The following is a 22,885-nucleotide window of genomic DNA, read 5'->3' as shown; positions in this document are numbered from 1 at the left end:
GGGCGGCCGATACACTCCCCGTCAGTAACCTGCCCGGGAGGAGCCACGAAGGTGCGCAAGGTACTCATCGCCAACCGCGGCGAGATCGCCGTCCGGGTGATCCGCGCGTGCCGCGACGCCGGCCTGGGCAGCGTCGCCGTCTACGCGGACTCCGACCGCGACGCCCTGCACGCCACCCTCGCGGACGAGGCGTACGCGCTCGGCGGGGACAGCGCGACCGAGACCTACCTGCGCATCGACAAGCTGCTCGACGTCGCCGCTCGGGCCGGCGCCGACGCCGTACACCCGGGTTATGGCTTCCTCAGTGAGAACGCCGACTTCGCCCAGGCCGTCATCGACGCCGGGCTGACCTGGATCGGCCCCACCCCGCAGGCCATCCGCGACCTGGGTGACAAGGTCACCGCCCGGCACATCGCCCAACGGGCCGGCGCGCCGCTGGTCCCGGGCACCCCGGACCCGGTGGGCAGCCCGGACGAGGTGATGGCGTTCGCCGTCGACCACGGCCTGCCGGTCGCCATCAAGGCCGCCTTCGGTGGCGGTGGTCGCGGCCTCAAGGTGGCCCGCACCATGGAGGAGATCCCGCAGCTCTTCGAGTCGGCCACCCGCGAGGCGGTCGCCGCGTTCGGTCGGGGCGAGTGCTTCGTCGAGCGGTACCTCGACCAGCCCCGGCACGTCGAGGCGCAGGTCCTCGCCGATCAGCACGGCAACGTGATCGTGGTGGGCACCCGGGACTGCTCGTTGCAACGACGCCACCAGAAGCTCGTCGAGGAGGCGCCCGCGCCGTTCCTCACCGACGCCCAGCGCGCCCAGATCCACGACAGCGCCAAGGCGATCTGCCGGGAAGCCGGCTACCACGGTGCCGGCACCGTGGAATACCTGGTCGGCGTCGACGGCACCATCTCCTTCCTGGAGGTCAACACCCGCCTTCAGGTCGAGCACCCGGTCACCGAGGAGACCGCCGGCATCGACCTGGTCCGTGAGCAGTTCCGGATCGCCGACGGCGAGAAGTTGCGGATCACCGAGGACCCGACCCCGCGCGGGCACGCGATCGAGTTCCGGATCAACGGCGAGGACCCTGGCCGCAACTTCCTGCCCGCCCCGGGCACTGTCACCGCGCTGCGCCTGCCCAGCGGGCCGGGGGTCCGGGTCGACACCGGCATCTCGGCCGGCGACGTGATCGGCGGCAACTTCGACTCACTGCTCGCCAAGGTGATCATCACGGGTGAGACGCGGACCGAGGCGCTGGAGCGCGCCCGCCGCGCGCTGGACGAGATGGTCCTCGACGGCATGGCCACCGCGCTGCCGTTCCACCGGCTCGTGGTGCGGGACGAGGCGTTCACCGCCGCGCCGTTCACAGTGCACACCCGGTGGATCGAGACGGAGTTCCACAACACCGTGCCGCCGTTCACCGCCGCCGCCGGCACCGCCGACGCGCCGGCCGAACGCGACACCGTCGTGGTCGAGGTGGGCGGCAAGCGCCTCGAGGTCAGCCTCCCCGCCGGCTTCGGCGGGAGTACGACCACCGCGGCACCCGCCTCCCGCAAGCCGACCCGGCGCGGCGGCGGCGCCAAGGCCGGCGCTCCGGTCGGCGGCGACACGCTCACCTCGCCGATGCAGGGCACCATCGTCAAGATCGCGGTGGCGGACGGCGACACCGTGGCCGAGGGTGACCTGGTCGTGGTGTTGGAGGCGATGAAGATGGAGCAGCCGCTGCACGCACACAAGGCGGGCACGGTCAGCGGTCTCAGTGCCGAGGTCGGTGCCGTGATCACCGCTGGAGCCCTCATCTGCACCATCGCCTGAGCCCCCGCCCGACGGGCGGTCAACGCAGGGTTTCGGTGGCGACCGCGCGGACGGCGGCGGTCAGCGCGGTCAGCACATCCGACTCCAGCCGCCAGTGCTGCCAGTACAGCGGGACGTCGAGGTAGTGTTTTCCACGACCACCGGCGGTGGAACTGACCGCGAGCGGGAATGATTGCCGGGTGCGGTTCCTTCACGGCGCGGTCCCCGCGCACGACCTGACCTATACCGACGTCTTCATGGCGCCGGCCCGCTCCGACCTGGGTTCCCGGCTCGACGTCGACCTGTCCACCGGCGACGGCACCGGCACCACCATCCCGTTGGTGGTGTCGAACATGACGGCGGTCGCCGGACGGCGGATGGCGGAGACGGTCGCCCGCCGGGGTGCCATCACGGTGATCCCGCAGGACATCCCGATCGAGGTGGTGGCGAATGTCGTCGCCTGGGTGAAACAGCGCCACCTCGTCTACGACACGCCGATCACGCTCGGCCCGACCGACACCGTGGGCGACGCCATCCACCTGCTGCCCAAGCGCTCGCACGGTGCGGTCATCGTGGTCGACGACGCCGGCCGGCCGATGGGTGTGGTCACCGAGGCGGACACCACGGGCGTGGACCGATTCGCCCAGCTGCGGCACGTGATGTCCACCGAGCTGCACACCGTCCCGGCGGACTCGGATCCGCGTACCGGCTTCGATCTGCTCTCGGCGGGCCGTCGTCGACTCGCCCCGGTGGTGGACGCCGAGGGCCGGCTGGTCGGGGTGCTGACCCGACAGGGCGCGTTGCGGGCCACCCTCTACACGCCTGCCGTGGACGACCGGGGTCGGCTGCGGATCGCCGCCGCCGTCGGAATCAACGGTGACGTGACCGGCAAGGCCTCGGCGCTGCTGGAGGCGGGGGTGGACACGTTGGTGGTGGACACCGCGCACGGCCACCAGGCACGGATGATCTCCGCACTCCAGGCGGTCCGCAAGCTGGACCCGGGGGTGCCGGTGGCGGCCGGCAACGTGGTCACCGCCGAGGGCGTACGCGACCTGGTGGAGGCGGGGGCGGACATCATCAAGGTCGGCGTCGGCCCCGGCGCGATGTGCACCACCCGGATGATGACCGGCGTGGGTCGGCCGCAGTTCTCAGCCGTGCTCGACTGCGCGGCCGCCGCCCGCCAGCTGGGTCGGCACGTCTGGGCCGACGGTGGGGTGCGGCACCCCCGGGACGTGGCGCTGGCGCTCGCCGCCGGGGCGTCGAACGTGATGATCGGTTCCTGGTTCGCCGGCACCTACGAGTCCCCCGGTGACCTGTACACGGACGTGGACGGCCGGCGGTACAAGGAGAGCTTCGGGATGGCCTCGGCCCGGGCGGTCAGCGCCCGAACCGCCGACGACAGCCCGTACGACCGGGCCCGCAAGGCGGTCTTCGAGGAGGGCATCTCCTCGGCCCGGATGCACCTGGACCCGGCCCGACCCGGCGTCGAGGACCTGATCGACGAGATCATCGCGGGGGTACGCAGCGCCTTCACCTACGCTGGCGCCCGGAACCTCACCCAGTTCCACGAGCGGGCGATCGTCGGCGTCCAGAGCGCTGCCGGCTTCACCGAAGGAATGCCCCTCCCCACCAGCTGGTAACTCCCGCCCCACTCCGGTTGATCATGAAGTTGTTGCCTCCCGCGCCGGCGTGTCGTGGCAACAACTTCATGATCAACGGAGGAGCGGCGGGGTCAGGTTGTCAGTCGGCGGAGGACGGTGCGGGCTGCTTCGCGGGGGTTGTCGCCGAGGCGGTCGGGGAGTGCGCCGGCCAGCCAGAGGGTGGCGAAGCCGTGGGCGATCGACCAGGCGGCGAGGGCGTCCCGGCCCGGGTCGGCGGGCGCGCCGCCGGTGGGTAGCGTCGCCACCCCGGCGTGGAGCGCGGCGCCGGCCCGGCCCTGGGCGGCGATCAGCTCGGCGTCGTCGGAACGGTGCAGCTCCGGCCGGAACATCACCTCGAAGTACGCGCGGCGCGTGACGGCGAAGTCGACGTAGGCGACACCGGCCTCCAGCAGGTCGCCATCCGCCTCGGTCAACGTCTGGGTCAACAGGTCGAAGCCCTGCGTGGCGAGCGCGGTGAGCAGGCCCGCCTTGTCGCCGAAGTGGTGGGCGGGCGCGGCATGCGAGACGCCGGCCCGTCGGGCCAGGTCGCGCAGGCTCAGCGCGACCGGCCCGACCTCCTCGATGGCCTCCAGCGCCGCGGCGAGCAGCGCGCGGCGCAGGTCGCCGTGATGGTACGAGCGGGTGTCGGTCACCACCGAATCCTAATCTTGTCATTGACAAGATGCCACGTCGTCGGCGAATCTTGTCACTGACAAGTTTCCTTGAGGAGGATTCCGATGGCACCCCTGATCGCCCTGATCGCCGGCACCGCCCTGGCCCGACTCGCCGGCCTGGCCGGCATCGACGCACTGGACGGCTGGATCCCCGCGCTGCGCGTCGGACTGGCCGTGATGTTCACGCTGACCGCCGTCGCGCACTTCGCCGGCCGGCGCCGGGCCGGACTGATCGCCATGGTCCCGCCCCGCCTACCCCGGCCGGACCTGCTGGTCACCGTCACCGGCGTACTGGAGCTGGTCGGCGCGATCGGCCTGCTGCTGCCGGCGACCGCCCGGGTGGCGGCGGCCGGACTCGGCCTGCTCATGCTCGCCATGTTCCCGGCCAACGTCTCGGCCGCGCGTCGCCAGTTGACCCTCGCCGGCCGCCCGGTCACCCCGCTGGCCCAGCGCACCGCCCTGCAGATCCTGTTCGTGGCCGCCGCCACGGTAATTTCGTTTGGTGCCTGACTATCAGGGGGCTAATCTACCTCTCGTGGAACTCATCACCCTCCAGGACGTGCCGCTCGGCCGGCTCCTGGTGGTGGCCGGGCACCTCGTCGGGCAGCGGTGGAACCGCTACCTCGCCGAGGAGCACGGCCTCACCCAGGCCGGCATGATCACCCTGATGACGCTCGCCCGACACGGCGAGCTACCCCACCGCAAGGTCGCCGAGAAGGGGTTCGTCCGCCCGGCGACCCTGACCGGCATCGTCGACACGCTGGAGCGCGACGGTCTGGTCGAGCGGCAGCGGGACGACAGCGACCGGCGCAGCATCCGACTCGCCATCACCCCCGCCGGGCGGGAACGAGTGGCCGCGCTCGGCGCGCTCATGCACTCCGGACGGCCACTCACCTCGGTCGACGCCGACCCGGCGAAAGCCCAGGTGATCCGAGAGTTTCTGCTTGAGGTCATCGGCAGCGGAGACGACCCGCGGATGACCGGACGCCCCACCGGAGCGGAGGACCCGACGTGCTGATCCGACTCCTACGCGGCCAACTGCGCACCTATCAGAAACCGCTGCTGGCGGTGGTGCTGCTCCAGTTCGTGGGCACCATGGCCTCGCTCTACCTGCCCAGCCTCAACGCGGACATCATCGACCAGGGCGTGGCCCGGGGCGACACCGACTACATCGTGCGCACCGGCGGCTGGATGCTGCTGGTCAGCCTGATCCAGATCGTCTGTTCGATCGCCGCCGTCTACCTGGGCGCCCGGGTCGCGATGGGCTTCGGCCGGGACGTACGCGCCGAACTGTTCGGGCACGTCAACCGCTTCTCCGCCCGCGAGGTGGCCCGGTTCGGGGCGCCGTCACTGATCACCCGCAACACCAACGACGTGCAGCAGGTGCAGATGCTCGTGCTGATGAGCTGCACGATGCTGGTCGCCGCACCGATCATGAGCGTCGGCGGGGTGTTCATGGCGCTGCGTGAGGACGTCGGGCTCTCCTGGCTGATGCTGGTCAGCGTGCCGGTGCTGGCCATCGCCCTCGGCGCGATCATCCGCCGGATGGTGCCGGGCTTCCGGCTGATGCAGACCCGCATCGACACCGTCAACCGGGTGCTGCGGGAGCAGATCACCGGCATCCGGGTGGTCCGCGCGTTCGTCCGCGAGCCGTACGAGACGGACCGTTTCGCCGTCGCCAACGCCGACCTGACCGCCACCGCGCTGCGTACCGGTCGACTACTGGCGTTGATCTTCCCGGTGGTCATGCTGGTGCTGAACGTCTCCAGCGTCGCGGTGCTCTGGTTCGGCGCGCAGCGGGTGGACGCCGGTGCGATCCAGGTCGGCGCGCTCACCGCGTTCCTGCAGTACCTGATGCAGATCCTGATGGCGGTCATGATGGCCACCTTCATGCTGATGATGGTGCCGCGGGCGGCGGTCTGCGCCGAACGGATCGTCGAGGTGCTGGACACCGACTCCTCCGTGGTTCCGGCCACCGCACCGGTCACCGAGCTGCCCGGCCGGGCCGAGCTGGAACTGCGCGGGGTGCGCTTCCAGTACCCGGGAGCGGCGGAGCCGGTGCTGCGCGACATCTCCTTCCGGGCGACCCCGGGCACCACCACGGCCATCATCGGCAGCACCGGAGCGGGCAAGACGACACTGCTGTCGCTGATCCCCCGCCTGGTCGACGTGACCGCCGGCGCGGTGCTGGTCGACGGGGTGGACGTGCGGGAGTTGGCACCGGACGAGCTGTGGCGACGCATCGGCCTGGTGCCGCAGCGGCCGTACCTGTTCACCGGGACGGTCGCCAGCAACCTGCGCTACGGCAACCCGGACGCCACCGACGAGGAGCTGTGGACGGCGCTGGAGATCGCCCAGGCCCGGGACTTCGTGGCCCAGATGCCCGGCGGGCTGGACGCCCCGATCGCCCAGGGCGGCACCACCGTCTCCGGTGGACAGCGGCAGCGTCTCGCCATCGCCCGGGCCCTGGTCCGGCAACCGGAGATCTACCTCTTCGACGACTCGTTCTCCGCGCTCGACCTGGGCACCGACGCACGGCTGCGAGCGGCGCTACGGCCGGTCACCGCGCAGTCCGCGGTGGTGATCGTGGCCCAACGGGTCTCCACGATCATCGACGCCGACCAGATCATCGTTCTCGAGAACGGAGGGGTCGTCGGAGTGGGACGACATGCCGAGCTGTTGGAGACCTGCCCGACGTACGCCGAGATCGTGGCCTCGCAGCAGACGACGGAGGTGGCGGCATGAGCGAGCGTGAGGAGCCGCGCACCGCGGCCGTACCCAGTCAGAAGCCGGCCGGCGACCCGCGGACGCCGGGAGGCGACGCGCCACAACAGCCCGGCGGCGACGCCGCGCAGCAGCCCGGCGGGGACGCGCGGACGCCGAAGCGGCTGCCGCCCGGCCGTCAGGGCGGCGGCCCGGGTTGGATGGGCGCCGGGATGCCCGCCGAGAAGTCGATGAACTTCGGGCCCTCGGCCCGGCGGCTGCTCGGCCGGCTGCGCTCGCAGCGGTTGCACCTGGCCGCGATCATCACGTTGGCCGTGGTGAGCGTCGGGTTCAGCGTGGCCGGGCCGAAGATCCTCGGCCACGCCACCGACCTGATCTTCACCGGGGTGATCGGCCGGCAACTGCCCGCCGGCACCACCGCCGACCAGGCCGTCGCGGCGGCCCGGGCCAGCGGCAACGACAGCTTCGCCGACATGCTGGCCCGGATGGACGTGGTGCCCGGGGTGGGCATCGACTTCAGCGCCCTGAGTCGGGTGCTGCTGCTGGCGCTCGGGCTCTACCTGGCGGCGAGCCTGCTGTCCTGGTGGCAGGGCTGGCTGCTCAACGGCGTGGTCCAGCGCACGGTGCTGCGACTGCGCGCCGAGGTGGAGGAGAAGCTCAACCGGCTGCCGCTGCCCTACTTCGACCGGCAGCCGCGCGGTGAGTTGCTCAGCCGGGTCACCAACGACATCGACAACATCTCCACCAGCCTCCAGCAGACCCTCAGCCAGCTCCTCACCTCGCTGCTGACCGTCATCGGGGTGCTGGCCGTGATGTTCTGGATCTCGCCGGTGCTGGCTCTGGTGGCCCTGGTCGCGGTCCCGTTGTCGGTGCTCGTCACCCAGCGCATCGCCAAGCGCTCGCAGAAGCAGTTCATCGCCCAGTGGACGCACACCGGCGAGTTGAACGGCCAGATCGAGGAGGCGTACACCGGTCACGAGCTGGTGAAGGTCTTCGGCCGGCAGCGTGAGGTCGAGGCCGCGTTCCACGCGAAGAACGAGGAGCTCTTCCGGGCCAGCTTCGGGGCGCAGTTCATCTCCGGGATCATCATGCCGTCGATGATGTTCATCGGAAACCTGAGCTACGTGGCGATCGCCGTGGTCGGTGGGCTGCGGGTGGCCTCCGGCACGATGAGCCTCGGCGACGTGCAGGCGTTCATCCAGTACTCCCGCCAGTTCACCCAGCCGCTCACCCAGCTCGCCTCGATGGCCAACCTGCTCCAGTCCGGGGTGGCCTCGGCCGAGCGCGTCTTCGCGGTGCTCGACGCGGACGAGCAGACCCCCGACCCGGTCGAACCGGCCCGGGTCGCCGACCCGCACGGTCGGGTGGAGTTCGAGCACGTGTCGTTCCGCTACGAGGCGGACAAGCCGTTGATCGACGACCTGTCACTGGTCGCCGAGCCCGGGCACACGGTGGCCATCGTCGGCCCGACCGGTGCCGGCAAGACCACACTGGTCAACCTGGTGATGCGCTTCTACGAGCTGGACGCCGGCCGGATCACGCTCGACGGGGTGGACATCACCACGATGCGCCGCGACGACCTGCGCGGCCGGATCGGCATGGTGCTCCAGGACACCTGGCTCTTCGGCGGCACCATCCGGGACAACATCGCCTACGGGCGGCCGGACGCCACCGAGGAGGAGATTCTCGCCGCGGCCCGGGCCACCTTCGTGGACCGGTTCGTGCGCAGCCTGCCCGACGGCTACGACACGGTCATCGACGAGGAGGGCAGCAACGTCAGCGCCGGCGAGAAGCAGCTCATCACCATCGCGCGGGCGTTCCTCGCCGAGCCGTCCCTGCTGATCCTGGACGAGGCGACCAGCTCGGTGGACACCCGCACCGAGGTGCTGCTGCAACGGGCGATGGCCGCGCTGCGCTCGGACCGGACCAGCTTCGTCATCGCGCACCGGCTCTCCACCATCCGCGACGCCGACCTGATCCTGATGATGGAGAACGGTCGGATCGTCGAGCAGGGCACCCACGAGCAGTTGCTCGCCGCCCAGGGGGCATACCACCGGCTCTACCGCTCGCAGTTCACCGGTGCGGTGGTCGACGAGGAACCAGCCGCGCAACCGGCGTCGGTGTAGGGCGGACCGCCATGCGCACAGCGGTCCGCCCCGGATCCGGCAGTCGGTCAGCCCTGCGGCAGCAGGTCGGCGGCGCGGGCCGCGACCTGCCCGCCGATCAGGGCGAGCGCGGCGTCGGCGGGCATCGGGGCCAGGGCGTGGCCGCCGCGCAACCGCAGCGCGAGGTGGCCGTCGGCCGCCTCCCGGGCACCCAACACCCCGAGGTACGGGACGCGGCGGCGGGCCGCGTCCCGGACCCGGGCGCCCAGCGAGCCGGCGACGTCGACCTCGACCCGCAGGCCGACCTCGGCCGCCCGTCGGGCCAGGTCGGCCGCCGCGTCGGCCTGGCCGTCGTCGACCGGCAGCAGCACCAGTTGCACCGGCGCGTACCAGGCCGGGAACGCCCCCTCGTGCACCTCGATGAGGTACGCGAACAGCCGCTCCATGCTGCCGACCAGACTGCGGTGCAGCATGACCGGTCGACTCCGGCTGCCATCCGAATCGGTGTACGACAGGTCGAACCGTTCCGGTTTGTCGAAGTCCACCTGGATGGTGGAGATGGTCGACTCCCGGCCGGCCGCGTCGACGATCTGAATGTCGATCTTCGGGCCGTAGAAGGCGGCCTCCCCCGGCGCCTCCACGTACTCCACCCCGGCCAGCGCCTCCCGGAGCAGCGCCTCGGCGCGGGCCCACTGCGCGTCGTCGCCGACGTACTTCTCGCCCGGCCCGCGCAGCGACAACCGGAACCCGGCCGGACGGACGCCGAGCGCGGCGTGCGCGGCGCGGATCAGCCCGAGGATCTCGACGACCTCCGCGCCGACCTGCTCGGGGGCACAGAAGGTGTGCGCGTCGTTGAGCGAGATGGCGCGGACCCGGGACAGCCCGCCGAGCACACCGGAGCGCTCCGAGCGGTACATCCCGCCCAGCTCGGCGATCCGCAACGGCAACTCCCGGTAGGAGCGGCCCCGCGCCCGGAAGACCAGCGCATGGTGCGGGCAGAGCGCCGGCCGGAGCACGAACTCGTCGTCGGCGCTCAGCCGCATCGGCGGGAACATGTCGTCGGCGAAGTAGCCGAGATGACCGGAGAGTTCGAAGAGTTCCCGCTTACCCAACGGCGGCGAGTAGACGTGCTGGTGGCCGGAGCGGTGCTCCAACTCCCGGACGTACTCCTCGACGGCGTGCCGGGCGGCGGCGCCCGCCGGCAGCCAGATGGGCAGGCCGGCGCCGGCCAGCGGATCGGAGACGAAGAGGTCCAGCTCGCGGCCGAGCCTGCGGTGGTCGATCATGTCGGGCTCCTGGATCGGGTACGACCCGGAGGCGACCTGAGCTCCGTTCGGCGCGCTGCCCTCGGGGGCGGATCGCCCCGGGGCCTGGTCGACGGTGGTTACGTCAGAGCGGCGCGCCGGGGATTCCCGGCGTCGTGGTCTGCACTACCGCGCTGCGCATGGGGCGACCGTACCCACGCGACGACCGGGGACGCACCTGGATTTACGGGGGTGGGCCGCCGGCGCGGGACCCGCCGGCGGCCCTGGCGGCCGAATCGTCAGGAACGGGGGACCCGACGGGCGTGGCCGCGCCGACAACGGTACGCCGACGAACGCCGATCCGCCGCCCGCCTCGAACGGGTGGACCGCCCGCCGAACCCGTCACCCGGCAGCGACCGGTCTCGTTGCAGCTGGGTGGCCCAGTGGTGTCGACGGTCACGACGGGCCGGGGCCCTCCACGGTGACGCCGGACACGACGTCAGGCTCAAGACACCCAATCGGCCGCATCCGGCGAGGTGGCAGGCGTGCCCGAACTTCTGACTGACGTCGCGTCGCCGACGTGGGCGTACCTGGTGCTGCTCGCTCTGCTGATCGCGGACGCCTTCGTACCGGTGATTCCCACCCAGATCGTCATGATCACCAGTGGTGCGCTCACCGTCTACGGCGGGCTCAGCCTGCCGGTCACCATCGCCGTCGGCGCGCTCGGCGTGTTCGCCGGTGACCTGGCCTGCTACCTGCTCGGACGCAGCGCGCCGGACCGGCGCCCGCCCCGACACGCCGAGCTGAGCCGCGCCCGCCGGGTGGCCAGCCGGGTCACCCAGGGGCTGCGACAACCCGGGCCGATGGTCATCCTGCTCTGCCGGTTCGTGCCCGGCGGCCGGATGGCGGCCTGCTTCTCGGCCGGGCGCAGCCGCTACCCCTACCGACTGTTCGTGCTCTACGAGGCCGTCGCCGCACTGGGTTGGGCCACCTACGGCGCCCTTGTCGGGCACCTCGGCGGCACCGCGCTGACCGAGTCGGCGTGGCGGCTGGCCATCATCGCCACCGCCGCGGCGGCCGGCTTCGCCGCGGCCGGCTGGGCCATGACCCTGGTCAGCGCCCGCCACGCCCGCGCCGCAGCCACAGTCGACGTCCCCATCGACTGAGTGTCGTTGGACCTGCGGGTATAAGCTGGACTTATATTGACAGCATGTGGGACGTCAAACTTCATCCCGAGGTCGAGGAGTGGTTCCTCAACCTCTGCAAGACGGATCCCGCCAGCGCCGACCTCATCAGCGAGGCCGTCGATCTGCTCGCCGAACACGGGCCGGCGCTCGGGCGTCCCCTGGTTGACCGCCTCAAGGGCAGCAGCTTCCATCACATGAAGGAGCTGCGGCCCGGGTCGGCTGGCGACACGGAGATTCGTATGATCTTCGCGTTTGATCCAGTTCGAGAAGCTGTTTTCCTGGTCGCCGGCGACAAATCAGGGCAGTGGCAGACTTGGTACAAGACGGCGGTCCCGTTGGCGGACGACCGGTTTCAGGAGCACCTCTCCAGGCTGAGGGAACACAGAGATGACCGGTGAAGCGGACTGGCGGGACGTCAAGGCGAAGGCCCGCGCGATCGATCCGTCCTGGGAAGATCCCGACCGGGTCTCCCGACGGGCTCAGCACCGTGAACAGATGCTGGCATCGGTCAGTGGCGCACAGCTGGCAGAGATCCGCAAACACCTCGGTATGACCCAGGTTCAACTGGCCGAGGCGGCGGGGCTGACACAGGCGAGAATCAGCCAGATTGAGAACGGCGAGCACACCAGCCTGGAATCACTCCGTGCCTACGTCACCGGACTGGGCGGTCATCTCGACGTCGTCGCCCGCATCGGGAACATCCAGCTGAACGTCGCCTGACCTGGCGACGGTCCTCGCGATCCCGGGAGGTTCCGGGACGCGCGACAGCCCCATGTCCGGGTGCCTCTAGGGGTGGTCCCGGGGAGAGATTTCGGTGGCTGTCCCGGATCCGGCTGGGGTGCCCTCGGCGACAGGCTGAGGCATGCCTGGAACCCGGAGTACCGGTCTGCTGGCCCTGGGCGGGATCGCCCTGGCGGCGCTGCTCACCGTCATCGGTCACCTCGAAGTCAACGACGACCTCAACCCCTGGGCGTTGACCATCAGCGACTTCGCCGTGTCCGACCGGGGCGGCGTGATCGACGTCGCCATGGTGGTGCTGGCGCTCGCCACCGTGGCGTTGCTGTACGGACTGCGCCGCGCCGCGCCGGCACGGCCCGCCCCGGCAACCGAACTGCTGCTCGGCGCGTGGGTGACCGGGCTGCTGCTGGCCGCGGTGGTGCCGACGAACGAACCGGGCACCGCCATGACCACGGCGGCCTACGTGCACCGGTACGCCTCGGTGGTCGCCTTTCTGGCACTGCCGGCGGCCGGTTGGCTGCTCGCCCGTCGATCCGAGCTGGCGCCGGTCGCCCGAACGCTCCGCACCCTCGTCCTGCTGAGCCTGACCCTGGCGGCGGCGATGATCTGGTCCGCCTACCCCGGCGACCGTCTGTTGATCGGCCTGGCCGAGCGACTGCTCATCGTCACCGAGGTGGCAGTGCTGGCGACCATCGCGCTGGCCCAGACCCGTGCGGCCGTCGATCATGGAGTTGTGGCGCCTCACCAAGGGGGCATCGCGGCGTGAACCGCCCACCACAACTCCATGATCGACGACGAGAAGGGGCGGCTACTCCAGCTCGTGCAGCATGAGCTGGCGGGCCGCCTCGGTGATCGAGCCGGACAATGACGGGTAGATGGTGATGGTCTGGGCCAACTCGTTGACGGTGAGGTTGTTCTCCACCGCCATGGTGATGGGCAGGATCAGCTCGCTGGCCTTCGGAGCGACCACCACACCCCCGATCACCTGACCGCTGGCCGGGCGGCAGAACAGCTTCACGAAGCCGTCGGAGAGGTCGTCCATCTTGGCCCGGGCGTTGCCGGACAACGGCAGCATCACCTGTCGGGCCGGCACCTTGCCCGCGTCCACCTCGTCCTGCGAGACACCCACCGTGGCCAGCTCAGGATCGGTGAAGACGTTCGCCGCGACGGTCCGCAGCCGCAGCGGGCGGACCGCCTCGCCGAGCGCGTGCCACATGGCGATCCGGCCCTGCATGGCGGCGACGCTGGCCAGCAGCAGCACGCCGGTGCAGTCACCGGCGGCGTAGATGCCCGGCACGTTGGTCCGGGACGCCCTGTCGACTGTCACGTAGCCGCCCCGGCCCAGCTGCACCCCGTACTCGGTCAGGCCCAGGTTGGCGGTGTTCGGGATCGACCCGACGGTGATCAGCGCGTGCGAGCCGGTCACCTTACGGCCGTCGGAGAGTTCCACCTCGACGCCGTCGGCGGTACGCCGGACCGCGTCGGCCCGGGAGTTGTTGAGGATCTCCATGCCCCGGTTGCGGAACACCCGCTCGATCGCGGAGGCGGCGTCGGCGTCTTCGTGGGGCATCACCCGGTCGCGACTGGAGACCAGGGTCACCTCGACCCCCATGGCCAGGTACGCGCTGGCGAACTCCGCACCGGTCACGCCGGATCCGACGACGATCAGGTGCTCGGGCAGCTCCGGCAGGTCATACACCTGTCGCCAGGTCAGGATGCGCTCACCGTCCGGTACGGCGGTGGGCAGCTGACGGGGGGTCGAACCAGTGGCCACCAGCACGGTGGACGCGTCGATCGAGTACTCCTCGCCGCCGTCGGCGGGGCTGACGACGACCCGGTGGGTGTGCCCGAGGGAGTCCTCGCCGAGCCGGGCGGTGCCGGCCACGAAGGTGACGCCCGCCTTCAGCAGCTTGGCGTGAATGTCAGCGGACTGCGCCAGGGCCAGCCGCTTGACCCGCTCGTGCACCGCCCGCGCGTCGACGGTGACCGCCTCCAGGCCGTCCGAGTGCACCCCGAACTCCTCGGTGTCCCGGTAGCCGGTGACCACCCCGGAGCTGGCGATGAAGGTCTTCGACGGTACGCAGTCGGAGAGCACACAGGCGCCGCCGGCCCCGTCGGCCTCCACCACGGTGACATCGGCATCCAGCTGGGCGGCGACCAGTGCCGCCTCGTACCCGGCCGGCCCCCCGCCGATGATCACGATCTGGCTCACAGCGCCATCCTTTCGCTCGCGACTGCGGGGCTCCGCTGCGCTGCACTCCTCGCGCTCACCGCGTTCGCCCTTCGTCGATGCTCACAGTGACTTTCTTCTCCCGAACGCGTTCGACACGCACTGTCGTATTCTCCCCCACCCGTCGGCCGGGCTATCGTCATCGCCGTGCGTCATCACGCCGCCTACGGCTCAAATCTCGACCCCGCCCGGATGCGCGCCTACTGTCCGCATTCGCCGATGGTGGGCACCGGCTGGCTGGAAGGCTGGCGGCTGACCTTCGCCGGGGCGGACGTGATCGGCTGGGAGGGTGCGGTGAGCACCCTCGTCGAGTCTCCCGGTGACCGGGTCTTCGTGGCGCTCTACGACATCCACCCGTACGACGCCGAGCAGCTCGACGAGCTGGAGGGCGTCGCCGCCGGGACGTACCGCAAGCTGCACGTCCGGGTTTCCACCCTCGACGGCGACGTGACCGCGTGGATCTACGTCTTCAACGGGTACGAGGGTGGCCTGCCGACCTCGTGGTACCTGTCGGAGATCGCGAACGCCGCCGAGAAGGCGGGCGCCCCGGACGACTACGTCACCGAGCTGCGGGCCCGCCCCACCGGCACCGCGTCGGCGTAGCAGCGCGTATCGCACGCCTCCAGTCTGCTACCGCCGTCGACCGCGGGGCCGGTCGGGCCCGCCCGGGGTCGTCAATCACACACGGGCCGCCGGGACGGACCGTTCGTACATGTCGGTCCAGTGGGTCTCCCGCAGGCCCACCGACCGGTAGAGCGACAGCGGAGCGGTCGGGTTGGTGAGGTCGACGCCCAGACCGGCCGACTTCCGCCCCTTCTCGGCGTAGCGGGCGAAGGCGCGGCGCAGCAGCGCCGCACCCACACCCCGGCGACGGTACGCGGACAGCACCGACAGGGTCTTCACCCAGCCCGACTGCTGGTCGAGTGCCTGATCCGAGGACTGCAACGCGCCGACCGGCACCCCGTCCACCTCGGCGACGAACCACTCGTCCCAGGCGGTCAGGTCGCCGATGCGGGCCCGCCACCGCTCGTACGACAACGGTTCGTGGTCCGGGGTGTCACCGAAGGCGGCCTCGTAGATCCGGTGGAACTCCACCAGGTCGGTCTCGTGGTCCGGGCGGACCTGCCGCACGGTCACGCCCGCAGGTGCGGCCGGCTCGTCGGGCAGGTCGTCCAATGGTCGGCTCATTCGGACGTACCGCTTGACGCGGGCGAAACCGAGCCCGCGCAGGGTCTGTTCCCAGTCATGTTCGGGAGCGAAGACCGCGCAGCGGACGGTGAGCGACGGCAACCCCCGCTCGGCCGCGCGTTCGGCGACCCGGTCCAGTTGGCGAACCAGCAACGGCGCGCGGACGGCGGCGGCCCGCACCGGCTCGACGTAGACCTCCACGAACTCCCGGCCCACCCCGCTCGGGTTGTCCACCGTCGCCCAGCCGACCACTGTGTCGTCCGGGTCGATCGCCAACCAGGAGTCCCGGGTCGGGTCGAAGTGGCTGGCGGTCAGTGACGCCGTGACGTCCTCGGCGTCGAAGTCGGGGTGGCCGATGGCGAAGGTGTCGGCGGCGTGCACCACCGCGAGGATCGCCGGCACGTCGTCGAGGGTGGGGCGGCGCGTTGTCCAACCAGCGGGAAGGGTCACGGCAGGACATCCTGGCAGCCGAGGCGGCGGGGCGCCGCCTATTTTCCGACTGGCGGAGGGCTCAGCCGAGCTCGACCCGGGTGCGGTGCAGCAACTCCACCAACTCCGCGCCGTCGGCCGGCCCGAGGGCGGTGAACGCCGGCGCGGCCAACCGGTTCGTCACCGCCTCCGCCCAGAGCCGGCGGCGCACCAGCGGCCCGATCGGCGGGTACGGCGGCGGCCACCCGCAGGCCACCGCCCCGGCCTCACCCTCCGGCCCGGCCAGCACCGCCTCCAGCGGGGTCATCCCGGCGGCCCGTACCGCGAGCAGGTAGGCGCCGGTGAAGTGTTCCCGGAGCAGCCGCAGCCCAGCGGCGCAGCGGGCACCAGGAGAGAGATCCGGAAGGGGCATGGCCCGCCACGCGGCGAAGAGCGGCATCCCGCTGGTGTCGGCCGCGACGACGGCCCGCTCGACGAGCGCGGACAGGCGTTCGGCACCGGGCAGGGGGCCGAGCTGCTGCGCCCCCCACCGGCAGCATTCGGCGAGGCTCGCGGCGGCCACCTGGAACGGCGGGACGACCCGGGCGGCGGCGTCCCAACCGTCGGCGACAGCGTCCGGGGCGATGAACCCGAGGGCGGCGGCTGCTGTCTCGGCCCGCACATCGCCGAGCGCGCCGGCCCGGCCGCTGATGTAGAAGGCCCACCCGGAGATGCCGAGCAGTCGGGCCCGGCGCAACGTGGTCGGGTCCCGGCTGAAGGCGTCGCCCAGGTCGAGCACGACGGGCTTGCTGGCAGCCGCGACCTGCTCCGGAGTCACCGCGGGGCCCTCTTCGCGCGGCCCGACCCGCCGCGCCCGACCACGCCCCGATCCACGGCCACCCACCGTGCACGGCCCGCGCACTCGTCGTCGTCCATCAATGGTCAGTCTGCCGCGCCACCGCCCGCGTCCGCATCCCCCTCTTCGGCCGCCAGTGCCTCGATCGCCGCCTCGACCTCCCCGGCGCGACGCCGGGCCACGGTGAGCGCCCGCTCGGCGGCCCGCCGGGCGAGCTTGGCCCGGCTGAGATCCTGCTCGGCCACCGCGCGCCGCCGCTCCAGCTCGGCCAGCTCCGCCTCGAGCCCATCGAGCACCGCCGCGCCGTCGCGCTCCTGCCCGGTCGCCCCGGTCAGTTCCGCCTCGGCCCGCTCCTGGTCGGCCTGGGCCTTCGCCAACTCGCGGTCCAGGGCGCGACGCTGCCGGGCCCGCTCGGCTCGGGCCGCCCGCTGCGCGGCCCGCTCGGCCCGCTCGGCCGCACGATCCGTACGGGGTGCCGCCTCGGGTCGCCCCCGCTGGGCGCCGACCGGGCGCTTCTCGTCGTGCTCCTCGTCGTCGCCGGTGACCAGCCGCAGTTGTGGCCGGGGCACCTCACCGAAGCCGGCGTAGCTCGCCGCCCGCAGCAGCCGACCCGCCCGCACCTGCTCGGCGACCTCGACGTCGGAGAACGCCGCGTTCAGCGTCGCCTCCACCTCGGCCAGGGGCAGCCGGTTCGCCGGTGGCGCGTCCGGCTCGGCCGCGGCGAGCTTGCGCACCTCGGCGACCAGGGCGCCCACCACCGCCCGGCGCTGCGCGGACAGCTCCCGCAGTTTGGGCCCGCGCAGCTCCCGTTGGGCGGACCGCAGGGCGTCGGCGAGCTGCACCAGATCGGCGACCAGCTCCGGACGTCGGATGGCGAGCAGGTTCACCAACCAGGCGGCCACCGTCGGGCGACGCAGCCGGGCCAGTTCCCGGGCGGTGGCCGGGTCACCGGCCTGGCGGGCCTGCGCCACGGCGGCCTCCCGGGCGGCCACGAACCGGTCCGGTGGGGTGCGGTAGAGCTGCTGCACCAGCTCCGCGGAGAGGCCGGGCATCGGGTCAGACGTCCACCCGGCTGCCGGGCTCCAGTCGCTGGTACTCGGTGCCGGACATCGCCGTGTACTGCCGGTTCAGCACACCCAGCCCGTTGTCGTTGAGCAGAGCGTCGTGCAGGGCGTACGCGCGCCGCGGCGCGACCGCGCGGATGAAGTCGAGCACCTCGGAGAACTTCGACCAGGGGGCGTGGATCGGCGCGAAGAGCGTGTCGACGGGAGTCTCGTCGGGCACCACCAGGGAGTCGCCCGGGTGGTAGACCACGTCGTTGATCAGGTAACCGAGGTTGTCGATCACCGGGATCTCGGGGTGGATCACGGCGTGCCGCCCCCCGTACGCGCGCACGGCGACCCCGGCGGCGGTGAACGACTCACCCACGTCGACCGGGCGCAGCGCGTCGGCCGCGTCGCCCAGGGCCTCGGCGAGCGAGGCGGGGCCGTGGATCGGGAACGGCCGACGGTCGAGCTGGAGGCGCACCGCTGCCAGGTCGAGGTGGTCGGGGTGCGCGTGGGTGATCAGCACCGCGTCCGCACCGTCCAGCGCCGCCGTGGTGTCGCTGAACACCCCGGGGTCGACGACGAGGACTCCCCCATCGTGTTCCACCCGGAGGCAGGAGTGGGCGTACTTGGTGAGTCGCATCGTGACTCCTCGATTATCGAATCGTGACGTCCTCAGCGCAGTCTGCCGGAACCAGCCGGAGTGTGCGTCGCGTCCGAGCTATCGCCACACCGGTTGACGACGATGGGAGCGGGGATGGACGGACGGGTGGGACGACGCCGCGGTGCGCTGCTGGCGGCGACAGCACTGGCGGCCGCGCTGGCGCTGACAGGATGCGGTGCCGGCGACAGTGGGGCACAGGACACCGCCGGCTCGGCGGTCGAGGCGCCGCCGGCCAAGGGCGGTGAGGTGCCCCGGGACGCCGCCGCGGGCGCACCGGAGGCGGCCGGTGCCGGCGCACCGGACCTGCGGGTGGACCAGCGGGCGATCATCTACACCGGAACGATGCGGGTGCAGGTGGACGATGTGGACTCGGCCGCCCGCGAGGCCACCGCCGTGGCCACTCGGGCCGGTGGTTTCGTCGGTGGGGACCAGCGGCGCAGCGCCGACGCCGACGCGGTGGCGGAGCTGGTGCTGCGGGTGCCGGCGGCGAAGTTCACCGGCGTGGTGGAGGAGATCGCGAAGCTCGGTCGGCAGCAGAACCGGGAGATCAACACCCAGGACGTCACCGAGGAGACCGTCGACCTGGATGCCCGGATCACCAGTCAGCGGGCGCGGGTGGACAGCGCCCGTCGGTTGCTGGCCCGAGCCACCTCGATCACCGACCTGGTGTCGTTGGAGAACGAACTGGGTCGCCGGGAGGCGGACCTGGCCTCGTTGGAGGCCAAGAAGCGACGCCTGGCCGACCTGACCGCCCTCTCCACGATCACCGTGGCGCTGGCCGGACCGGCGGCGAAGGCCACCGAGGAGAAGGACGAGACCGGCTTCCTGGTGGGGCTCAAGGGCGGCTGGAAGGCGTTCGTCGTCTCGATGACCGTCCTGCTGACGGTGCTGGGCGCGTTGCTGCCGTGGCTGGTGGCGCTCGGCGTACCGCTGGCGGTGCTGTTGGTGGTGCTGCGCCGGCGGCGCAGGTCCCCGGCGCTGGTCGCACCGGTCAGCGCGCCGCCGCCAGTGCCCGCAGCGCGGTCTGGACCATGACCCGGACGCCGACCGGGATGGCCCGCTCGTCCACGTCGAAGCTCCCCCGGTGCAGGTCGACGTTGGGGCCGGAGCGACCCACGCCGAGCCGGGCGAGGGCGCCGGGGACGTACTCCAGATACCAGGAGAAGTCCTCGCCGCCCATGCTCTGCGGTGTCTCGGCGATCCCCTCCGGGCCGAGCGCGGCGGCGGTGGCGGCGGTCAGCACCTGGATGGCGCGGGAGTCGTTGCACACCGGCGGACGGCCGCGCAGGTATTCCAGGTCGACGGTGGCGCCGGTCGGTGCGATCACGTCCCGCACCACCTGAGCGACGATCTTGGGAGCCTGCTCCCAGGTGTCGCGGTCCATCACCCGGAGGGTGCCGGAGGCGCTCGCCTCCGACGGGATGACGTTGTAGCGGGTGCCGGCCGAGGCGTGGCCGAAGACCAGCAGCAGGCCACTGTTGGCCGGCACCCGGCGGCTGACCAGGGCGGGCACCTCGGTGATCAGCCGCCCGAGCGCGTCGACCAGGTCGACGGTCAGGTGCGGGCGGGCGGTGTGCCCGCCCGGGCCGGAGAGCCGGACCGTCACGTTGTCGGCGGCCGCGGTGATCGGACCGACCCGCAGGCCGACCTGGCCCACCGGCAGGTTCGGGTCGCAGTGCAGCGCGAAGATCTGCACCACGTCGTCCAGGCCGCCGGCCTCGATGACCTCCAGCGAACCGCAGGGCAGGATCTCCTCGGCCGGCTGAAAGATCAGCCGGACCCGGCCGTCCAGCTCCCCGAGGTCGGCGAGCTGGGCCAGCAGCATGCCGACGCCGAGCAGGACCGTGGTGTGCACGTCGTGCCCGCAGGCGTGGCAGACGCCCTCGACCGTCGACCGGTACGGGACGTCCTTGGGGTCGTCGAGCGGCAGGGCGTCGATGTCGGCGCGCAGCGCCACGACCGGGCCGTCCGGCCGGCCGTTGATGTCGCAGATCACGCCGTTGCCCTTGGGCAGCAGGCGCGGGCTCAACCCGGCCAGCGACAACTCCCGGGCGATCAGCGCGGCCGTCTCGAACTCGTTGGCGGAGAGCTCGGGGTGCGAGTGGAGGTGACGGCGCGTAGCGATCAGCCCCGGTACCCGGAGCGCGAGAAGGTGATCCAGCTCGCGGGGCAGGGGCTGGGATCCCGGTGGCGTCTCCGGCCAGGACGACGCCAGCTGGCCACCCGTGGGCAGCGTCAACGCACTCGTCACGTCGAATTCTCGATCACTAGAGATGGATGGATCATCGGGGACAGCAGACAGCCTAGACCTCCGACGGTGACGCTGCGCAACCTCGTTACGGTGATGATCAGACCGCACAGAGTCACGTATGCCCTGCTGAGGGCGCTCGTCGAGGCGGGGGACAGCAGGTAGATCACGGTCGAACGCCGTCATCGGCCCCTCACCTCCTACAACGCGTAACCAATCGCGGCGGTCACGAATCCCGGCACCAGTCGGAACTCGTTGCCAAATTGTCGCATTAGTCGGGGTGGTGAACTGACACTCCGACAATTAGCCGACCACACTCCGCAACGAGCCGGATAAGGACGCTCACACGCACCCACCCACCGTGGGCGCACAGGGTGTGCGTCCCGGCTCAACCGACCGGATACCCGCTCGGCCCGACTGACACACAGTGCCGTCGGGCCGTAGAGCCGCGACCGAGCGCGCTCAGAAGCGGTCGGTGGGCCGGTACAACCCCCACACCTCGCGCAGCGTCCCGCACACCTCGCCCACCGTCGCCCGGGCCCGCAGCGCCTCCTTCATCGGGTACAGCACGTTCTCCGCACCCTCGGCGGCGGCCCGAAGATCGGCGAGCGCCCGCGCCACCGCGTCGGCGTCCCGCTCGGCGCGCAGGCGGGCCAGCCGGTCGGCCTGGGCCGCCTCGATCGCCGGGTCGACCCGCAGCGGCTCGTACGGCTCCTCCTCGTCCACGGTGAACCGGTTGAGCCCGACCACCACCCGCTCCGCCGAGTCGATCTCCTGGGCGATCCGGTACGCGGACTGCTCGATCTCCCGCTTCTGGAAGCCGGCCTCGATCGCGTCCACCGCCGAACCGTGGTCAGCCACCCGCTCCATCAGCTCGACGGCGGCGGCCTCGATCTCGGCGGTCATCGCCTCCACCACGTACGAGCCGGCGAACGGGTCGACGGTGGCGGTCAGGTCCGTCTCGTAGGCCAGCACCTGCTGGGTACGCAGCGCGAGCCGGGCCGCCTTCTCGGTGGGAAGCGCGATCGCCTCGTCGAAGCTGTTGGTGTGCAGCGACTGGGTGCCGCCGAGCACCGCGGCCAACCCCTGCACCGCGACCCGGACCAGGTTCACCTCCGGCTGCTGGGCGGTGAGCTGCACGCCGGCGGTCTGGGTGTGGAACCGCAGCATCATCGACTTCGGATCCTTGGCGCCGAAGTCGTCGCGCATCAGTCGGGCCCAGATCCGCCGGGCGGCGCGGAACTTCGCCACCTCCTCCAGCAGCGTGGTGCGGGCCACGAAGAAGAACGACAGCCGGGGCGCGAAGTCGTCGACGGCGAGCCCCGCGGCCAGCGCCGCCCGGACGTACTCCACGCCGTTGGCCAGGGTGAACGCGATCTCCTGCGCGGGCGTCGCACCGGCCTCCGCCATGTGGTAGCCGGAGATGGAGATGGTGTTCCACTTCGGCACCTCCTTGCGGCAGTACGCGAAGGTGTCGGCCACCAGGCGCAGCGACGGCTTCGGCGGGAAGATGTACGTCCCCCGGGCGATGTACTCCTTGAGGATGTCGTTCTGGATGGTGCCGTTGAGTGCCGTGCCCGGCACCCCGTTCTCCTCGGCGACGAGCTGGTAGAGCAACAGCAGCACCGAGCCGGGCGCGTTGATGGTCATCGAGGTGGACACCTTGTCCAGTGGGATGTCGGCGAAGAGCAGCCGCATGTCCTCGATGGAGTCGATGGCGACGCCCACCTTGCCGACCTCACCGTGCGCGATCGGGTCGTCGGAGTCGTAGCCCATCTGGGTCGGCAGGTCGAACGCGACCGAGAGTCCCATGGTGCCGGCCCGCAACAGCTGGTGGTACCGCGCGTTGGACTCGGTGGCGGTGCCGAAGCCGGCGTACTGGCGCATGGTCCACGGGCGGGAGGTGTACATGGTGGGGTAGACGCCCCGGGTGTACGGGAACTCGCCGGGGCTGCCGAGCCGGGAGTCCAGGTCCTCCGGAAGGTCGGCCTCCGTGTAGACGCCGTTGATCGGGAAACCGGACTCACTTGACCGCCGTTGGTTCATCCCCGGATGGTAGGACGCCTGGCCACGTCGTCGGGTGAGGGATACCGCACAGTGCGTCCCGACCGGTCGACACCAGGTGAACGACAGGGCACGTTCTGTTGACTT

General features: G+C 71.5%; 21 protein-coding genes and 1 pseudogene. 12 read left to right on the top strand and 10 right to left on the bottom strand.

Annotated features, from left to right (window positions below):
* The first annotated feature begins 51 nt into the window (after nucleotides 1-51).
* Entirely contained in the window at nucleotides 52-1,803 is a 1,752-nt protein-coding gene (locus QCZ28_RS03515; protein ID WP_279515175.1) for a biotin carboxylase N-terminal domain-containing protein, read from the top strand.
* A gap of 19 nt (nucleotides 1,804-1,822) precedes the next feature.
* Here the strand turns inward: QCZ28_RS03515 and QCZ28_RS34485 are convergent.
* Nucleotides 1,823-1,924, bottom strand: a pseudogene (locus tag QCZ28_RS34485) (ArgP/LysG family DNA-binding transcriptional regulator); the annotation flags it as partial.
* A 58-nt stretch (nucleotides 1,925-1,982) separates the two neighbouring features.
* Here QCZ28_RS34485 and QCZ28_RS03510 point away from each other — a divergent pair.
* Nucleotides 1,983-3,422 carry a GuaB1 family IMP dehydrogenase-related protein gene (locus QCZ28_RS03510; RefSeq protein ID WP_279515174.1) on the top strand — a complete coding sequence of 480 codons (1,440 nt, stop codon included), beginning with the start codon at nucleotides 1,983-1,985 and terminating at the stop codon, nucleotides 3,420-3,422.
* A gap of 92 nt (nucleotides 3,423-3,514) precedes the next feature.
* On the opposite strand, the gene QCZ28_RS03505 is transcribed toward QCZ28_RS03510, so the two are convergent.
* A complete protein-coding gene (locus tag QCZ28_RS03505) occupies nucleotides 3,515-4,075 on the bottom strand; it encodes a TetR/AcrR family transcriptional regulator (RefSeq protein ID WP_279515173.1) in 561 nt (186 codons plus the stop codon).
* Nucleotides 4,076-4,159: 84 nt separating this feature from the next.
* Here QCZ28_RS03505 and QCZ28_RS03500 point away from each other — a divergent pair, with 84 nt between their 5' ends.
* The 4 genes from QCZ28_RS03500 (at nucleotide 4,160) to QCZ28_RS03485 (ending at nucleotide 8,946) form a co-directional block, all read left to right on the top strand.
* Complete coding sequence (locus QCZ28_RS03500; protein ID WP_279515172.1) at nucleotides 4,160-4,606, top strand: DoxX family membrane protein; 447 nt, start codon at nucleotides 4,160-4,162, stop codon at nucleotides 4,604-4,606.
* 25 nt (nucleotides 4,607-4,631) lie between these two features.
* Entirely contained in the window at nucleotides 4,632-5,114 is a 483-nt protein-coding gene (locus QCZ28_RS03495; RefSeq protein ID WP_279515171.1) for a MarR family transcriptional regulator, read from the top strand.
* Nucleotides 5,108-6,841 carry an ABC transporter ATP-binding protein gene (locus tag QCZ28_RS03490; protein ID WP_279515170.1) on the top strand — a complete coding sequence of 578 codons (1,734 nt, stop codon included), beginning with the start codon at nucleotides 5,108-5,110 and terminating at the stop codon, nucleotides 6,839-6,841. The genes QCZ28_RS03495 and QCZ28_RS03490 overlap by 7 nt, the downstream gene beginning before the upstream one ends.
* 191 nt (nucleotides 6,842-7,032) lie before the next feature.
* The gene (locus QCZ28_RS03485; protein WP_279515300.1) at nucleotides 7,033-8,946 is read left to right on the top strand and encodes an ABC transporter ATP-binding protein; all 1,914 of its coding nucleotides are present in this window, start codon (nucleotides 7,033-7,035) and stop codon (nucleotides 8,944-8,946) included.
* A 47-nt stretch (nucleotides 8,947-8,993) separates the two neighbouring features.
* Here the strand turns inward: QCZ28_RS03485 and thrS are convergent, their stop codons facing one another.
* Nucleotides 8,994-10,211, bottom strand: coding sequence for a threonine--tRNA ligase (thrS, locus tag QCZ28_RS03480; RefSeq protein WP_279515169.1), 1,218 nt, complete (start codon nucleotides 10,209-10,211; stop codon nucleotides 8,994-8,996).
* 503 nt (nucleotides 10,212-10,714) lie between these two features.
* On the opposite strand from thrS, the gene QCZ28_RS03475 reads away from it, so the two are divergent.
* The 4 genes from QCZ28_RS03475 to QCZ28_RS03460 all read left to right on the top strand — a co-directional run bounded on the left by QCZ28_RS03475 (nucleotide 10,715) and on the right by QCZ28_RS03460 (nucleotide 12,860).
* Entirely contained in the window at nucleotides 10,715-11,335 is a 621-nt protein-coding gene (locus QCZ28_RS03475; RefSeq protein ID WP_036410846.1) for a DedA family protein, read from the top strand.
* Nucleotides 11,336-11,379: 44 nt separating this feature from the next.
* Nucleotides 11,380-11,754 carry a type II toxin-antitoxin system RelE/ParE family toxin gene (locus tag QCZ28_RS03470; RefSeq protein ID WP_279515168.1) on the top strand — a complete coding sequence of 125 codons (375 nt, stop codon included), beginning with the start codon at nucleotides 11,380-11,382 and terminating at the stop codon, nucleotides 11,752-11,754.
* Entirely contained in the window at nucleotides 11,744-12,076 is a 333-nt protein-coding gene (locus QCZ28_RS03465) for a helix-turn-helix transcriptional regulator (RefSeq protein WP_279515167.1), read from the top strand. Before QCZ28_RS03470 ends, QCZ28_RS03465 begins: the two co-directional genes overlap by 11 nt.
* A 142-nt stretch (nucleotides 12,077-12,218) precedes the next feature.
* Nucleotides 12,219-12,860 (top strand): DUF998 domain-containing protein, encoded by a 642-nt coding sequence (locus tag QCZ28_RS03460; protein WP_279515166.1) that lies wholly within the window; start codon nucleotides 12,219-12,221, stop codon nucleotides 12,858-12,860.
* Between the two features lie 42 nt (nucleotides 12,861-12,902).
* On the opposite strand, the gene QCZ28_RS03455 is transcribed toward QCZ28_RS03460, so the two are convergent.
* Nucleotides 12,903-14,306, bottom strand: a complete 1,404-nt coding sequence (locus QCZ28_RS03455) for an NAD(P)H-quinone dehydrogenase (protein ID WP_030328951.1) — start codon at nucleotides 14,304-14,306, stop codon at nucleotides 12,903-12,905.
* Nucleotides 14,307-14,471: 165 nt separating this feature from the next.
* On the opposite strand from QCZ28_RS03455, the gene QCZ28_RS03450 reads away from it, so the two are divergent.
* A complete protein-coding gene (locus tag QCZ28_RS03450; RefSeq protein ID WP_030328953.1) occupies nucleotides 14,472-14,927 on the top strand; it encodes a gamma-glutamylcyclotransferase in 456 nt (151 codons plus the stop codon).
* A 75-nt stretch (nucleotides 14,928-15,002) separates the two neighbouring features.
* Here the strand turns inward: QCZ28_RS03450 and QCZ28_RS03445 are convergent, their stop codons facing one another.
* The 4 genes from QCZ28_RS03445 to QCZ28_RS03430 form a co-directional block, all read right to left on the bottom strand.
* Nucleotides 15,003-15,962, bottom strand: coding sequence for a GNAT family N-acetyltransferase (locus QCZ28_RS03445; protein ID WP_279515165.1), 960 nt, complete (start codon nucleotides 15,960-15,962; stop codon nucleotides 15,003-15,005).
* A 61-nt stretch (nucleotides 15,963-16,023) separates the two neighbouring features.
* Nucleotides 16,024-16,758 carry a hypothetical protein gene (locus QCZ28_RS03440; RefSeq protein ID WP_279515164.1) on the bottom strand — a complete coding sequence of 245 codons (735 nt, stop codon included), beginning with the start codon at nucleotides 16,756-16,758 and terminating at the stop codon, nucleotides 16,024-16,026.
* A gap of 104 nt (nucleotides 16,759-16,862) precedes the next feature.
* Nucleotides 16,863-17,828 (bottom strand): hypothetical protein, encoded by a 966-nt coding sequence (locus QCZ28_RS03435; RefSeq protein WP_279515163.1) that lies wholly within the window; start codon nucleotides 17,826-17,828, stop codon nucleotides 16,863-16,865.
* Between the two features lie 4 nt (nucleotides 17,829-17,832).
* The gene (locus QCZ28_RS03430) at nucleotides 17,833-18,465 is read right to left on the bottom strand and encodes an MBL fold metallo-hydrolase (protein ID WP_279515162.1); all 633 of its coding nucleotides are present in this window, start codon (nucleotides 18,463-18,465) and stop codon (nucleotides 17,833-17,835) included.
* A gap of 93 nt (nucleotides 18,466-18,558) precedes the next feature.
* Between QCZ28_RS03430 and QCZ28_RS03425 the strand changes: the two genes are divergently transcribed.
* Nucleotides 18,559-19,521, top strand: a complete 963-nt coding sequence (locus tag QCZ28_RS03425) for a DUF4349 domain-containing protein (RefSeq protein ID WP_279515161.1) — start codon at nucleotides 18,559-18,561, stop codon at nucleotides 19,519-19,521.
* Here the strand turns inward: QCZ28_RS03425 and QCZ28_RS03420 are convergent.
* Together QCZ28_RS03420 and QCZ28_RS03415 are read right to left on the bottom strand one after the other, a co-directional pair.
* Complete coding sequence (locus QCZ28_RS03420; RefSeq protein WP_279515160.1) at nucleotides 19,478-20,737, bottom strand: amidohydrolase; 1,260 nt, start codon at nucleotides 20,735-20,737, stop codon at nucleotides 19,478-19,480. The genes QCZ28_RS03425 and QCZ28_RS03420 overlap by 44 nt on opposite strands.
* Before the next feature lie 459 nt (nucleotides 20,738-21,196).
* A complete protein-coding gene (locus tag QCZ28_RS03415; protein WP_279515159.1) occupies nucleotides 21,197-22,780 on the bottom strand; it encodes a methylmalonyl-CoA mutase family protein in 1,584 nt (527 codons plus the stop codon).
* Nucleotides 22,781-22,885: the final 105 nt, after the last annotated feature.

The sequence above is a fragment of the Micromonospora sp. DH14 genome, from assembly GCF_029809455.1.
GTDB classification, from domain to species: Bacteria; Actinomycetota; Actinomycetes; order Mycobacteriales; family Micromonosporaceae; genus Micromonospora; species Micromonospora parva.
The sequence above is the reverse complement of the archived record's forward strand: the minus strand, read 5'-3'. Positions and strand labels throughout refer to the sequence as shown.

Bases quoted from the DNA above. Each gene is read 5' to 3' on its own strand.
- QCZ28_RS03500 (WP_279515172.1), top strand. From the start codon at position 4,160: ATGGCACCCCTGATCGCCCTGATCGCCGGCACCGCCCTGGCCCGACTC.
- QCZ28_RS03485 (WP_279515300.1), top strand. From the start codon at position 7,033: ATGCCCGCCGAGAAGTCGATGAACTTCGGGCCCTCGGCCCGGCGGCTG.
- thrS (WP_279515169.1), bottom strand. From the start codon at position 10,211: ATGATCGACCACCGCAGGCTCGGCCGCGAGCTGGACCTCTTCGTCTCC.
- QCZ28_RS03470 (WP_279515168.1), top strand. From the start codon at position 11,380: ATGTGGGACGTCAAACTTCATCCCGAGGTCGAGGAGTGGTTCCTCAAC.
- QCZ28_RS03465 (WP_279515167.1), top strand. From the start codon at position 11,744: ATGACCGGTGAAGCGGACTGGCGGGACGTCAAGGCGAAGGCCCGCGCG.
- QCZ28_RS03460 (WP_279515166.1), top strand. From the start codon at position 12,219: ATGCCTGGAACCCGGAGTACCGGTCTGCTGGCCCTGGGCGGGATCGCC.
- QCZ28_RS03435 (WP_279515163.1), bottom strand. From the start codon at position 17,828: ATGCCCGGCCTCTCCGCGGAGCTGGTGCAGCAGCTCTACCGCACCCCA.
- QCZ28_RS03430 (WP_279515162.1), bottom strand. From the start codon at position 18,465: ATGCGACTCACCAAGTACGCCCACTCCTGCCTCCGGGTGGAACACGAT.
- QCZ28_RS03415 (WP_279515159.1), bottom strand. From the start codon at position 22,780: ATGAACCAACGGCGGTCAAGTGAGTCCGGTTTCCCGATCAACGGCGTC.